Source organism: Spiroplasma endosymbiont of Sarcophaga carnaria (assembly GCF_964019595.1).
GTDB classification, from domain to species: Bacteria; Bacillota_I; Bacilli_A; order Mycoplasmatales; family Mycoplasmataceae; genus Spiroplasma; species Spiroplasma poulsonii.
In genome coordinates this window covers 879,738-894,049 of record NZ_OZ026456.1, presented here as the reverse complement: position 1 = coordinate 894,049, position 14,312 = coordinate 879,738, and the positions used below count along the sequence as shown (strand labels likewise).

Below are 14,312 nucleotides of genomic sequence, written 5' to 3'. Positions count from 1 at the left end.
TCACTTTAAATGTCAATAACTAAGTTATTACTACTTTTATTATAAATTAATAACGCATGTTTATCAAAATATATTGTAGTCATTCTCTTTAAATTTAATTCTTTTTCAGGAACTAAGACTTTTAAAATCATTTTATTATCAGTTTCAAAAAAACAAACAATTGATTTCCCAATTTTTTTAATTGTTTTAACTTGGCCTTTACACATTAAATGTAAATCCTTATTAAAAAATTTTGTTTTTTCAAAGGAAATTAAATTTGGGTTAATCGCTAATCAACATTCTTTTTGGTCAACTAACTTAATTTCTTTTGGTAGCTTAATTTTAACTTTTTCATTCATGAGGATATGATCTTTTTCAAAATACTGCATTGAAAAAATATTTTCAGAACTATTGTACATTGTTTGATATAAATGCATTGTTTCGGGGAAAAACTCAGCCTGTTCTTTTGTCATTAATTTATAATTATTATTTTCATCAAAGAACAATAACTTAGTAACATAGTTTTTAATATTTTCAATGTTTCTTGTCAAAACTAAAAACGTCATTTGCGGATTATAGTTTTTTAACGTTAATAAAATATCATTTAATTCAATTGCTTCATTATGTGTTAAATTATCAAAAGTATTATGCAAAATAATCAATTCTTTATTTGTTAAAATCGCATTAATTAATCTAATCTTTGTATGATCAAAACTACTTAGATTTTTGGTAATTTTAAATCAGTTCATTTTAATATTTAAATTACTCATTAGTTCTTTTACTTGTTCAAATGCTTGATTATAAACTGTAACAATTTTTTCATTTGCCGCAGCAATCACAAGGGAATTATCTTCTTCACGTTGGATTAATTTATCATTTAATAACGCTAAATGGTACTTATGAAAATATTCAAGAACTTTTCCTTTAACAATTGTTGCTTCATCTGGCAACAAATTTGAAATTAGTTGTTCTTGTTTTTGATTATAATTAAACCATTGATCTTCTGCTAGTTTCAATCAAGTAACAACATTAATTGAATTACTTTTATGTAAAATCCCTTTAATAATATTTTTTCGTTCACTATCACGCATAACAGTATTAAGAACGTTCAGACGATATTTTTTTAAAGCTTTTCTTGCTTTAATTAGCTTATATCGTTCATAAAGAATTTTAGTTTGTAAAGTTTTTAAATACTTTTCACAAACAAGTTTATCCCCAATAAATCCAAATTTTTTATTTTTAATCTTTCTTTTTTTGGCAATTTCATAACAATCACATAAATAATCCAATTCAGAAATATAATAAATCTTATCTCATAAGGCTTGTAAAAACGCAAGAAAAACTTCGTAAACACGAATCTCTTCTTTTTTATAAGTGTAGGTATGTAAACTTTGAATTAGAATTGAATCCTTATCATCTTCTAAAATTTTGGCAATTTCCTTTTTATGAAATTCACTAATTTGTGTTAAATATGTTTCAATTCATTCTTCCTTAATCCTAATTGAATTATGAAAATATTCATTAATGATTTTATCTGTTTTCAATATTAAATCTTTTTTATTTAAGTCATTACCTATAAAAACTAAATTTTTATAACGATATTTATTTTTAATGTATTTTAAAGAACTATCATGCAAAAATTTTGGTATTTTTAGAATATGATAAGCTAATCGTAATTTCGTTGGCAAAAAACCTAACCGTAATGTCCCCGGTGAAACATAACCAATTTTTCGTTCCTTTGGCAGTAAAGCAGTAATGTTTTGATTATTTAAATAAATTTTTCCACTATGTGGTTTTTTCTTTCCTAATAGAAGTTTTAAAAAATATAACTGTGAAAATTTATTTTCAAAATAAGTTCCTAGAACTTCTTGACTGTTGACATCAAAGTTTAAATCAGTAAAAATATTTTTTTTATAGCGTTTATATTTTAAATTACTAATTTTTAGTCCCATTCAAACACCACTCTTCTAATCATTTTTATTATACCCAAATAAAAATAATAAAAAACACTTATTCTTAAGTTAATAATTTTATTAACCCCCATAGTGTTTTATATAAATTACATAATTTTATATCTAATTGGCATCCCCAAATTTAATCGTGGATGATAATCTAACCCCTCAATATTTAACGTAAAATTAAATGTTGTACTAATTTTTACTAAACTATTTGCAGGTTCATCTAAACTCTTAATTTGATTACCCTTTGGTGGAATAATTTTTTTAAGATTAAGTTTTTTGTTAAGACCCGGATTTTCACTAATAAAACTAGCAATAAAAGTAGCTGCTTTTTCTTGTAAATAATTTATATTTGCGACATTATTTACATCATTAAAATCTAACTTACTATTATTAATTTCAATATCATTTTGCGCAATATATGCATTATATTTTTTTAAAACAAATCGATTTAATTCATCAGTTTCATTTGGAATAATTGGAATTTTAAAAATTATTTTTTGTTCAACATTCATATCAGTAAAACGCATTTTTCAAGCACCACTCTCTAACCATTTTTCCGCTACTTTTAAGCATTTCACAGCCAAGGTAACATTAACCATTTGATTTTCGTCAAGTGTCAATTCTTGACCACTAAGAATTGTAAAAGTTGCCGCAAATGGATATGCTAAATAAAATCAAAAATCAGGAATATTTGATACATCCTTTGCAAACCCTAATGGAGCAATTTTGCGTTGTGGCAAATTTAAAAAAAGTGTACTCAATTGATCACTTGTGGGTTTAAACAAGTATTTTTGGTTTCCCTCTTGTTTGCTAATACCAAAGGATGGATAAATATCACCTTGCATAATTGTAAAATTATTTGGTAAGGTTGGCAAATCTTCTTCGCTCTTATTATTTTGACTTAAATTTTGACAACTAATTAAACTTGTTGTTGATGTTACGGTCAACAATAAAACTAGCAAATTAGCTAATATTTTTTTCATAATTATAGAAACTCCTTTCTCAAAAAAAGGATAAATAGGATTATTACTTAACTTAAATCTTAGTTAAGACAAAATCAAATAATTGGTCTTGTTCTCAAACGTCACGAAAAACTAAACCATCAATTCCAACTGAACAATAATTTGCTGGACTAGTACTAAACTTGCAGAATGGATGTGTGCTTGAAAAAACTGCTCAATAATTTTTATTAAAATCTGTTATTATATCATCAACTCTGATCAATAAACGGCCAAATGATGTTTCGTTAAGCCCAAAAGAATCGGAATCCGATGCTAACATATCACCTAAACTTACTAATGAATTATAAAACGTAATTGTATTGATAACTCTTCCACTTTCATTTTTTACTGTGATTTTAACACTATTAACATGATATCCATCAATACTATTTTGTGATACTTTTTCGCTGTTTGATGAAGTTAATTGTTGCAATGCAACATTTGCAATAGTTGTTGTACCAACTGTTAAACTTGTTACTAACGTCAAGATATTTTTAACCATTTTTTCTTCTCCTTTTGTTTTTTATATTTATATTTTTATCTTATTTACAAAATAAATTAATCCTATTTACCTAGTAGGACTCTTATTAAATTTATCAGGCCGGTCTACTGGCTTAACTTAATCCTACTAGTTAATCCTTCCCAAATATGTTATTCAGTGGTACTCATTAACATTCGTCAGTTTTACAGTTGCTAGGACAGCTTAAGACTTGCACTTAATTCCCTTTTATCCTTTATAAACTTTTAAAGTAGTCTATTTTCATTATAACGAAAAAAACAAAATGACCTAGAATTATTATTAAAAAAAACTTTTATCTTAATAAGATAAAAGTTCTCTACCATTATTCTGCTTTTTAATTATCAGATTTTGGTTTTGCTGTTTTTTTATTAAGTTCTTTTTGTACTTTTGATGCTTCTTCTGTTTGTTTTACTAATTCTTCTTTTTTATTAAATTTAGATTTAAAGCGTTCAACACGTCCTGCTGCATTAGCAAATTGCTGATTACCTGTATAGAAGGGATGGCATGAAGAACAAGTATCAACTTTTAATTCTTTCCCCTTAGTAGAACCAGTTATGCGCTCTGTTCCACAAGTTGTGCACATGATTTTAGTATCAAAATATTTTGGATGGATTCCTTCTCTTGCCATATAATTCACCTCTCTTTTAATAATATGGATGCATATTATTTGCACGTAAATAATGATAACACATATTATCAATAAAAACAAAAATTATTTAATAATCTTTGCAAATTCATTAAAATCAATGCGTACCCGTGGTAAACTTGTTTTTTCATCTGTTTCATCATAATATCCTAAAGCTAAGACTAATACCGAATATAATTTATCTTGGTTAAAAAACAATGTTCTGATAATAAATCATTACATTTTTTAACATCAAAACCCCCTATAATTGTTAACCCAATTTTTAAATCAGCAGCTTGCAGGGTAATAAAACTAGTTACAATATGTGCTTGTTCAGACACAAAGGTAAATAAATCTTTTTTTTGCGTTAAAAAAGTTTGATATTTATCAATTGTCTTTTTTAACACATCAGGTTGTGCAATATTTCGTTCTAACCGTGTTGTCAAAAATTCCGTTGAGACTAAATATTCTGGATTAATCCCAGCGATAATCATAATACAATTTGCATTCTGAACTTTTTCCTGATTCGAACCACTCATTACCTCTTCTGCAAATTTAGTTTTTAATTCTTTATTAGTAATAGTCAAAACATTAGTAACTTCTAGCCCTAATGAGCATGGTGCTAAACGCCCCGCTTCAATAATTGTTAATAAATCATTATCGTTAATAGTTTTGCTACTATCATATTTTTTAATTGTTTTTCGTCAATTAATAGCATTTTTTACTGTAATTTAATAATTTTTTCTCCTTTATTTTTAGTCTTCATTAATCTTCGTTAAAACAACATTTAATACATCAACACTTTTTGCAAATGGTGGTGAATATGGTAAATCCAAATATTCAATCTCATTAATTTTAGTTTTTGTCCAAATTAATGGGATTAAAGCATTGATTCTTAAACTAGCTTTATTATAACCAAAGATTTGTGCCCCTACAATAACTTTTGTGTTTTGATCATAAATAACCTTAACGGTAACTGGTTTAGCATCGGCTACATAATGAGTATGATCAGTTCCCGTAATAACCACTTCTTTAGTATTAAAACCATTTGCAATTGCTTGCTCTTTCGTATACCCTGTTCGAGCAATTTCACTATCAAAAACTTGGATAATAGCGGTTCCAATCGCCCCTGGAAAATGATCTTTTTTCCCTGCTAAAATATTACCTAAAACCTTTCCGTTTTTTGCCGCAACAGTTGCTAATGAAATATATTGTAACCTATTATCAATCATATTTTTTGTCGTAACACAATCACCAACAGCATAAACATTTTTAATATTAGTTTCAAACTGATCATTAACTAAAATCGCCCCAAATTCATTCATTTTTAGCTCTGTTTCTTTTAAAAAATCAGTGCTTGGGATAACTCCAATTCCCACTAAAACTAAATCTGTTGGAATCTCTTCTTCTGATGATAATCTAATTTTTGTTACTTTATTGTTTTTAACAATAAACTCTGCTACTTTCTCATTTGTCTTAATTTTAATTCCTTTATGTTCTAAATCTGCCACTAATAATTGGGCAATATCTTCATCAATTAATTTTCGTGAAACCCATTTGTCGGCTTCAATTAATGTAATATTTTTTCCTGCTAAACCAAAACTTTCACAAAATTCTAAACCAATGAAACCGCCACCAATAATGGCAACATTTTTAATTGTTGCTAAACTATCGCGAAGAACTACTGCCGATTCTAAAGTTGTTCCTGTAAAAACATTTGATGCTTCTTCTCCCGCCAAATTTAATTTGCGTGGTGTTGCTCCAACACTAATAATCAACTTATCATAAGTATCATTAAATTTTTCGTTTGTTGCAAGATTAATTCCATAAACTGTTTTTGCCTTAAAATCAACTTTTGTTACTTCACACGAAGTTTTTACAATAATTCCATTATCTTTAAATTGTTCAACAGTTCGTGCAATCATACTTTCTGGTTTATCAAAATGTTTTCCAACATAATAAGGAATTCCACAACTACCTAACGATGGATATTTTAATTTTTGATAAGCAACTATTTCAACATCATCTTTTAAAATACGTTTTAACTTACTAGCTGCTGTCATTCCAGCAGTTGACCCACCAATTACAATTACCTTCATCTTTTCCCCTTCTTTCTGTCTTCTTAGTAATATTATAACCTTTCAAATTTAAAATAAAAATAAAGGTGTTACCTTTATTCTTGTTTTGACGCTTTTTCTCTCTTTCGTTTTCGCCGTAGGCGTGATCATTTGAAAAGCATGAGATCTTCGTTTTCTAAACAATTTGTTAACCGGGCAGCAATTGTTGTTGCTTGTAATCCTCCTGCAACATTTACTGCTGTTCGACCCATATCAAATAAGCCATCTAACGCTCCAATAATTGCATAAACAGGAACATATAAAGTCCCTAAACCAAGCCCCCCCAGCACCCCGGCTGTGACAACACTAGCTGTTCCTGGAACACCAGCAATTCCTAATGACGCAACAACAACAACTATTAAAGCAATAAAGAAATTAGCGGCTGTCAAATCAAATAATCCTGCTGTTACAATAAATGAAACAATAATTCCCGCTTGTACCCCAGCACAAGCAGTTAATCCCATTGTTGTTGTTAATGGTACTGAAATACTAACTAAATTTTCTTTTACTTTTATATCATCTTTCAAGACTTCCATTGTTAAAGGTAAGGTTGCATTTGAAGATTGGGTTGTAAATCCTTGAATTACTGGCTTAATAGCAAATTTTCATCATTTAAATGGATTAATTCCTGATAATGTTAATAATAACGAATGTCAAATCAAGGCAATTACTAGACATAAGTAACCAACCCCAATTACAATTCCAATTTGTGCTAAATATCCAATTGGACGCGAAACAATGGCATAAGTAATCATTGACATTACGGCATAAGGCATTAACTTAATAATAAACATTAAACATGACATAATAACTGTCCATCAACGATCAAATCCAGCACGGATTTTTTGCATATCTTCGGGATGTCTTTTTGATGATTTTTTAACCGCAAGGCCAATTAATCCTGCAATAACCATCACTGGAATAATTGCTCCCAAAAAGAATGGAGCAACAAAATTTGAAGGAACATAATCTCAAATAATTTGTGGTAATGGTTTCGATGCTGCTTTATCATAACTACCACTTCCCGAAATTGTAAAACCATTGCCAATATTAAAAGCAATACCAATAAATAAGGTAATAATAAACATCACTGCAACATTTAACAATAAAATGGCAATTGTAATAATTGTTCCTTTTTTTGATGCTGCATCTTTTCCTGGTTTTGATACGGCTCGTGCAATTGCTAAGAAAACAACAGGAACAGTCATTAATAAAATCGCATTTAAAAAGACCGTTCTAAAGAAGTTAACTCAAATTGAAAAATCATGAACTCACAAGACATAAATATCATTTGGAATGTTCTTATTGGGGTCATTTGGATCTTGAATTATTGGATTAATCATTGAACCTGACGGATCAGCTGTGTTATATGGGAAATTATTAATTGCTTGAACAACAATTCCAATAACTAAACCAAAAGCTAGTCCTAATAAAACACGAAAAATAAAACGCATCTTTGTTTTTTTAATTCAAAATCATAATAAAAGCATAATTCCAAAGAAAATAAAAATACTAACAAATGATTGCCAAGTTGAAATTGACAAGAAGTCATGTAAAGGATTACTATTATCTGTACTATTTAATAAGTTTAAATACATTTGTCCTCCTCGCTTTCATAGAATAAATTATTATTTAAATAATACCATAAAATAGATGATAATTCATTTTAAAAAGAAGGCAAAAAATATTACTATTATATCTATGATTATTTAGGCTGCTTTTTTAGTTTCTTTTTTGTCTGTTTTGCTAATAATTGCCCTGATACTTCTGCTTTTATTAACGCTTGTTCTTCTACTGTTAAATAATTCAATGCACTAATACTTTTTTCATGTGTTTTAATATTTTCAATGTTATTCATTGCTTGATAAATTAATTTTATTCTAATTGTTCCATATTTCATTTTTAAGAAACGATAGTAGGTTCCTGCTAGTCCAATCATAACAAAAACAATAACCCAAATAAATAAAATCCCCATATTTTTGACAATCTCAGTTTGATATTCACCAATACCGATACTTGTTGGTGAAGATAAACCATATATTATTGTCCCAATATTATGTAAGCCATAACGGAATGGTGAGATATATGATAAAACATCAAAAAATTTATTTTGCATAAATGATGGGAATGTTCCTCATCCAGCTGATAAATTAATAATCAGATAAATAACAGCAATAAAACGCCCCAGCATTTCATCGGGAATCGCTAACCAAAGAGAACAAATAATAATATTGAAAACTGATCCTAAAAAGAGCATTCATAACCATAGCAAAGCATACGATGGACCAATTTGCCCAAAACCTAAAATTAATAGTGAAAACATCATTACTGTGACCTGAATTCAGGATGTACACAACATTAATAGTAACTTACTAAAATAATGTTGATAAGATAATGTGTTTTTGGTTCTACCTTTACGATCATAAACAAATGTTTGTGTTAAAGCCCCAACTCAAACACCAATTAACATAAATAATTCTCCCAATCCAATACCATATTTATTGTATTGATAACCTTGCACGTTATATGGAATATCAATAATGCTGCCAACATCTTTTAAATGTTTACCCAATTCATTACTATTAGTAAAATATTGATCTTTGCTAACAACATTTTCTGATCCAAAAATAAATTGTACCAAGGGTCCTTTTACTAAGCAAAATACCTTTAGTAACGAAGTAATAATCTTTCCTTGTACTGAAGTTAATTTACCTTAACTAACTAAATTATTTGTTTCATTAATTAAATTGCTTGTATTAATACTTTTAACATAGTCATCATAAGTAGTACGATTTACGGTCCCATCAGGATTAGACAGAATGGTATAAAGCATTGGTAAAATTAATTGCGGTACTGCTTCACGAACAAAACTTTTTCGTAAATTAGTGAAAGTTGTTGCAAAATAACCAATTAAAAAATTTTGTTTATACGTTGCTCACAAGTTAACCGGATTATTGCTCATTCAAGTAACATCCGTTAAAAACTGATCATGGTCAAATGACGAATTTGCAATGTTTTTTAAAATGTTAATTAAATGAACAGAATAATTTTCAGGAATTCGTAGTTGAACTCAATATTTATCATTTGGTTCAAAATTAGTATCTTTATTTTTTAGATAATTTAATTTCAAGGTAATGGTACTAACATCGATTTTAACATTATTATGTTCTTTATCATAATAATTTGGTCCAGTAACAATATTATCACTAACACTTGTAAAACGTGCAATTTCATTTGGTTTAACTGCTGCATTACAACTTGTTGCATCGTTTGCATTAACATAATGAATATCAGTCCCATTTGCAATTGATTTGTCAGTATCACTTTTAGGTTTATAAATCACACATAAATTTGCATCATGATTAACAATCGCCATTGGAATCTGGTCTGTTTTAAGGAATGGATTTCAAAAAGCTCAAACACAAAAGAAACCATACAAAAATGGCACAAAACAAATTAAGATGTACTTAATTATTTGCAACCGATTCTTCCCTATTTTTTCTTTTGCTTCTGTTTTAAAAACATCACTAAATTTTGGATTCTCTATCATAATGTCATCCCTTAACTTTTTATTATGCCTTACATCATATTAATTCTACACTAAAAAAGAAAAAATACTTATTTTTATAAGTATTTTAATCAATGACAAATGGTAATAATGCCATTTGACGTGCTCTTTTAATTGCTATTGCTAACATCCTTTGATTTTTAGCTGTTGTTCCAGTAACTCTCTTCGGCAAGATTTGCCCATTACCAGAAATAAATTTTTTTAATAATTCAATATCTTTGTAATCAATATATGTTATTTTATTTTTTGTAAAATAACATTGCTTTTTAAAACGTTTAAATTTTGGATTCATTATTTGGTTCCTTTCTTTTTAATCTCATAAAATTGCATCATCACCATCAAAACTAATACTATCATTATTATCTTGTGATTCTGTTTGATTGAAAGAAGTCATATTATTAAGATCATTAGAATTTGGTGTTGGGGTTCCCATATTAGCCGTAGTCCCTGTCCCTCTTGAATCTAAAAACGAAACAGTTTCTGCAATTACTTGCATAATTGTTGTCATTTGTCCATTAACATTATCTGTTCTTGTTTGTAAACGACCATCTAAAGCAATTAATGAACCTTTTTTTAAATAACGGGCCATATTTTCTGCTGTTTTATTTCAAGCAAAACATGAAATAAATGATGCTTGATCATTAAAATTATTATTTACTGCTAAGGTAAAAGCCACAAATGGTTTATTATTAACAGAATTTTTTAATTCTAAATCACGTGTTATTCTTCCTACTAATGAAACTCGATTTAACATACCTCTTTCACCCTCCTAAATTATTCTTTTGCTTCAACTGGTTTTGTTGTTCTAAGTTCTTCACCTTCAACGCGTTGTTCATTACGTTCTATAATAATCTGGTCTTTTATTTCCCGGTTTACGTTCACGGTCTGGCTTATCATTCTTAACTTCTGTTTTTGCATAAACAGTTGATTGAATATATCCTTTTTCTTTTTCAGTATTAATTACTAAAATTCGTAATACATCTTGCTCAATGTGACTGATACGAACAAACTCATCAATATTTTCTGAGGTTGTATTAAAAATTAATACACCATAGTATCCTTTTGTTTTCTTTTTAATTGGATATTCTAAAGTTCTAATCCCTCATTTACCGTGTTCTTCAATTTTTCCACCATTAGCTTCTAAAATTTTATGTAGACGACCTTCTAATTCGTCTAAATTCGCTGCTTCTGGATTTAAGATATACATAACTTCGTACTTACGCACTTTATTTTCCTCCTCTTGGTCTAGGTCCTATTCGGACAAGGAGCTAATAATCATCATCAAAGCATTATTAACTCGTTGTCAATTATACCTTATATTAGTTATAATTGTAAGGTTTATTTACCTAAATTTAATAATTTTAAATCATCAAAATAAGTTATTTTAATATTTTGCTTTTCCCCCAGTATTGTATGAATCTTTGTATTTTTGGCAAATAATTCAACTAAATAACTGTCATCATAAATTATTTTTTTATTTTTCGTACGAAAGTATTCATCATAAACATTATATAATAACGCTGTTTTAAAAACTTGTGGCGTTTGAATCGTAAAATACTCATCACGGTTAATTGTTTTTTCAACAAAACAATGATTAACTTTTTTAAGTGTTTCTGTTATTGGTAACATTGGAATTAAAACTTCATAATTTTCTTTGTAAAAAGTTTGATTTAATTTATTAATAAAATCTAAACTAACAAAACAACGAACACCATCATGAATCATTACCATTTCATTTTTAATTTTATGATTAGTTAAACAATGATGAATTGTATCAACTCGTTCTAATCCGCCCAGGACAAACTGAAGCCTTTGATCTTGATAATTTTTCTTTAATAAAAAGTTTAGTATTTCATCATTAACACCAACAATAATTTCCGTACAAAAAGGATCACCTAAGAACAGGGCTAAGGTTTCTTCAATAACGGTATTACTATCATTAATTTGATATAATAATTTATTATTTTTTTGTTTAAAGCGTGATGAATTCCCTGCTGCAACAATAATTACCGTATAATTTTTCATTTATAAAATATCAATTCCATTTTTTTCAGCATATTCTAAAAAATCATCACTCCAAACGGAAGCAATTACTTCACCAATATGTTGTTTTTCTAATAAAAATAAATCTAACTGTGATTTATAAAGACCAAATGATAATGTTACTGGCAATTCATCTTTTGCTACTTTCGCATCATATTCTGTTTTTAATTTAATTGTTTCTTTTGATACAGCTAATTGTTCTTTTAAAACATCACGATTAACACTAGCGGCACAATAACCAATACAAATTGCTTTTTCTAAAACAAAATAATAAACAAAAATTTTTGCATATAATTCTCAATTAAAAACATCTTGTGATTCACTAATTTCAATTGTGTTGTTAGTAATAACTTTTTTTAAACCATATAAAATTGTCGCCCCATGTTCTCTTGTATAACGGTTTAAGCGTTCATGGTGGCTTAATAATCGCATCGCCTTTTGCAATTCAGTATTACTTGTTCAATTTAATTTCTTTCCAAATTTTTTATTTAATTGTGGAAATTTTAATAATAAAATATCTTCAACTTCACTAATAATATTAATCGCTTTATCAATTGTTTCTTGAATTTTTAATAGTGTAATTTTTTCCTCATCCAATAATAAATCAAATCCAATTTCGCTAAAAGTTACGGCCTGGCTATTTGATTGTTTAATATCACGACGAAGCACCATTGCTGTTGTTAGAATTCCTTCATTTTCATTTAATTCATAACGAACAATTGCACTTATTCGTCATTTATTGTGTGATTGCAAAATTTCACCAACTAAATTACTTGGTGAAATGTCAAAATCAATTGGGCGCTCTGTCATTTGAAAATCATCATTTAAACCTTTTTCTTCGCTACTAATTAAAGGCGCATCAACTTTTAAAAGATTAAATTGAATAATAAAACGACAAACCAATTCAAGCTTAACTAAACTAATTGCCCCTACTGTTTCTCGTAATGTTAAAATTGAACTATATCCAATTTGGATATCGTATGCCATATAATCACCTATTTTCCTCTTGGCCGCATATGAGGGAATAATATGACATCTTTAATTGAGTCTTGTCCTGTTAATAACATAACTAAACGATCAATCCCAATTCCTAAACCACCCGTTGGTGGCATTCCATATTCCAATGCTTCAACAAAATCAATATCCAACTCTTGTGCTTCATCATTACCGTTATCACGTTCTGCTAACTGACTAACAAAACGATCATATTGTTCAACGGGATTATTTAATTCTGAATAAGCATTAGCATATTCACGACCTTTAATAAACAATTCAAAACGGTCAGTAAAACGTGGATCTTGGGCATTTGCTTTTGCTAATGGTGAAACTTCAACAGGATGACCATAAATAAATGTTGGTTGGATTAATTTATCTTCAACAAATTCTTCAAAAAATAAATTAATAATATGTCCAACTGAATTATGAAATTTTTCAATAACAACATTTTTCTCTTTCGCAATTTTTTTTGCTTCTTCAAAAGTCATTGGTTTTCAAAAATCAACACCAATAATCTCTTTAATTGCATCAATCATATGTCAGCGCTTTCATGGCTGTTTAAATGAAATTGTCACCCCATCATATTCTGTTTCATCTTTATTTAAAATGTTTTTTGCAATATAACAAATTGTATCTTCTGTTAATTGCATTAAAAAACTCATATCTTGATATGCAATATAAATTTCAACGGTTGTAAATTCTGGATTGTGACGAGTATCCATCCCCTCGTTTCTAAATAAACGACCAATTTCATAAACCCCCTCAAAACCACCAACAATTAATCGTTTTAATGGTAGTTCAGTTGCTACACGTAAATAGAAATTCATATCTAAGGCATTATGATGTGTTGTGAATGGTTTTGCTGCAGCTCCACCATGAATTGGTTGTAAAACTGGGGTTTCAACTTCTAAATATCCTTTGTTATTAAAAAAGTCACGCATTAAAGCAATTATTTTACTTCGTTTAATAAAAATATCTTTTGCTTCAGCTGACATAATTAAATCAACATAACGACGACGATATTTTTCCTCAATATCAGTCATTCCATAATACTTATCTGGTAATGGACGTAAAGCTTTTGATAATAAAACAAATTCTTTTACACGAACTGTTAACTCACCAGTATTCGTTTTCATCATTACTCCGCTAACACCAATAATATCACCTAAATCAAAGTCAACAAATTCATGGTATTTTGCATCGCCAACTTCATCATTACGAACATAAATTTGAAAAATCCCATTTTGATCTTGTAAGGTTGCAAAAGTAGCTTTCCCTGCTTCACGAAATGTTTTGATTCGTCCAGCAATTTTTACTATTGCTTTATTATCAATTGCATTTAATTCTTCTTTTGATAAACTATTAAATTGTTCATTAACCTCTTTACTAGTATGTGTCCGTTCAAACTTTGCAATTATAAAAGGATTATGGCCATCTTTAATTAACTTTTCTAATTTATCACGTCTAATTTGTTCTTGTTCTGTAAAACTGCGTTTTTCCAT

Annotated in this window: 16 protein-coding genes and 1 riboswitch; all 16 genes read right to left on the bottom strand. The window is 28.3% G+C overall.

Annotation, left to right across the window (positions count from 1 at the left end):
- Nucleotides 1-5 precede the first annotated feature (5 nt).
- Nucleotides 6-1,931: a hypothetical protein gene (locus AACK91_RS05185; protein WP_338964791.1), complete on the bottom strand. Its 1,926-nt coding sequence runs from the start codon at nucleotides 1,929-1,931 to the stop codon at nucleotides 6-8.
- A gap of 107 nt (nucleotides 1,932-2,038) precedes the next feature.
- The gene (locus tag AACK91_RS05180) at nucleotides 2,039-2,923 is read right to left on the bottom strand and encodes a hypothetical protein (RefSeq protein WP_338964789.1); all 885 of its coding nucleotides are present in this window, start codon (nucleotides 2,921-2,923) and stop codon (nucleotides 2,039-2,041) included.
- A gap of 52 nt (nucleotides 2,924-2,975) precedes the next feature.
- On the bottom strand, nucleotides 2,976-3,428 hold the full coding sequence (locus AACK91_RS05175; protein ID WP_338964788.1) for a hypothetical protein: 453 nt from the start codon (nucleotides 3,426-3,428) through the stop codon (nucleotides 2,976-2,978).
- A 95-nt stretch (nucleotides 3,429-3,523) separates the two neighbouring features.
- Nucleotides 3,524-3,714: riboswitch (cobalamin riboswitch) on the bottom strand.
- A gap of 81 nt (nucleotides 3,715-3,795) precedes the next feature.
- Nucleotides 3,796-4,089 carry a 50S ribosomal protein L31 gene (gene rpmE / locus AACK91_RS05170; RefSeq protein ID WP_419334645.1) on the bottom strand — a complete coding sequence of 98 codons (294 nt, stop codon included), beginning with the start codon at nucleotides 4,087-4,089 and terminating at the stop codon, nucleotides 3,796-3,798.
- 84 nt (nucleotides 4,090-4,173) lie between these two features.
- Nucleotides 4,174-4,305: a hypothetical protein gene (locus AACK91_RS05165; protein ID WP_338964786.1), complete on the bottom strand. Its 132-nt coding sequence runs from the start codon at nucleotides 4,303-4,305 to the stop codon at nucleotides 4,174-4,176.
- On the bottom strand, nucleotides 4,269-4,730 hold the full coding sequence (locus tag AACK91_RS05160; RefSeq protein WP_338966576.1) for a hypothetical protein: 462 nt from the start codon (nucleotides 4,728-4,730) through the stop codon (nucleotides 4,269-4,271). Before AACK91_RS05160 ends, AACK91_RS05165 begins: the two co-directional genes overlap by 37 nt.
- 111 nt (nucleotides 4,731-4,841) lie before the next feature.
- The gene (locus tag AACK91_RS05155) at nucleotides 4,842-6,185 is read right to left on the bottom strand and encodes an FAD-dependent oxidoreductase (protein WP_338964784.1); all 1,344 of its coding nucleotides are present in this window, start codon (nucleotides 6,183-6,185) and stop codon (nucleotides 4,842-4,844) included.
- Nucleotides 6,186-6,259: 74 nt separating this feature from the next.
- Complete coding sequence (locus AACK91_RS05150; protein ID WP_338964781.1) at nucleotides 6,260-7,801, bottom strand: dicarboxylate/amino acid:cation symporter; 1,542 nt, start codon at nucleotides 7,799-7,801, stop codon at nucleotides 6,260-6,262.
- Between the two features lie 107 nt (nucleotides 7,802-7,908).
- Entirely contained in the window at nucleotides 7,909-8,844 is a 936-nt protein-coding gene (locus tag AACK91_RS05145; protein ID WP_338964779.1) for a hypothetical protein, read from the bottom strand.
- A gap of 72 nt (nucleotides 8,845-8,916) precedes the next feature.
- Nucleotides 8,917-9,753, bottom strand: a complete 837-nt coding sequence (locus tag AACK91_RS05140) for a hypothetical protein (RefSeq protein WP_338964777.1) — start codon at nucleotides 9,751-9,753, stop codon at nucleotides 8,917-8,919.
- Between the two features lie 85 nt (nucleotides 9,754-9,838).
- The gene (rpsR, locus tag AACK91_RS05135) at nucleotides 9,839-10,066 is read right to left on the bottom strand and encodes a 30S ribosomal protein S18 (RefSeq protein WP_370281048.1); all 228 of its coding nucleotides are present in this window, start codon (nucleotides 10,064-10,066) and stop codon (nucleotides 9,839-9,841) included.
- A 15-nt stretch (nucleotides 10,067-10,081) separates the two neighbouring features.
- On the bottom strand, nucleotides 10,082-10,525 hold the full coding sequence (locus AACK91_RS05130) for a single-stranded DNA-binding protein (protein ID WP_040092439.1): 444 nt from the start codon (nucleotides 10,523-10,525) through the stop codon (nucleotides 10,082-10,084).
- An 81-nt stretch (nucleotides 10,526-10,606) separates the two neighbouring features.
- Nucleotides 10,607-10,996, bottom strand: a complete 390-nt coding sequence (gene rpsF / locus AACK91_RS05125) for a 30S ribosomal protein S6 (protein ID WP_338964765.1) — start codon at nucleotides 10,994-10,996, stop codon at nucleotides 10,607-10,609.
- A 113-nt stretch (nucleotides 10,997-11,109) separates the two neighbouring features.
- The gene (locus tag AACK91_RS05120) at nucleotides 11,110-11,796 is read right to left on the bottom strand and encodes an IspD/TarI family cytidylyltransferase (protein ID WP_338964762.1); all 687 of its coding nucleotides are present in this window, start codon (nucleotides 11,794-11,796) and stop codon (nucleotides 11,110-11,112) included.
- Nucleotides 11,797-12,801 carry an asparagine synthetase AsnA gene (locus AACK91_RS05115; RefSeq protein ID WP_338964760.1) on the bottom strand — a complete coding sequence of 335 codons (1,005 nt, stop codon included), beginning with the start codon at nucleotides 12,799-12,801 and terminating at the stop codon, nucleotides 11,797-11,799.
- An 8-nt stretch (nucleotides 12,802-12,809) separates the two neighbouring features.
- Nucleotides 12,810-14,312: a lysine--tRNA ligase gene (lysS, locus tag AACK91_RS05110; protein ID WP_338964759.1), complete on the bottom strand. Its 1,503-nt coding sequence runs from the start codon at nucleotides 14,310-14,312 to the stop codon at nucleotides 12,810-12,812.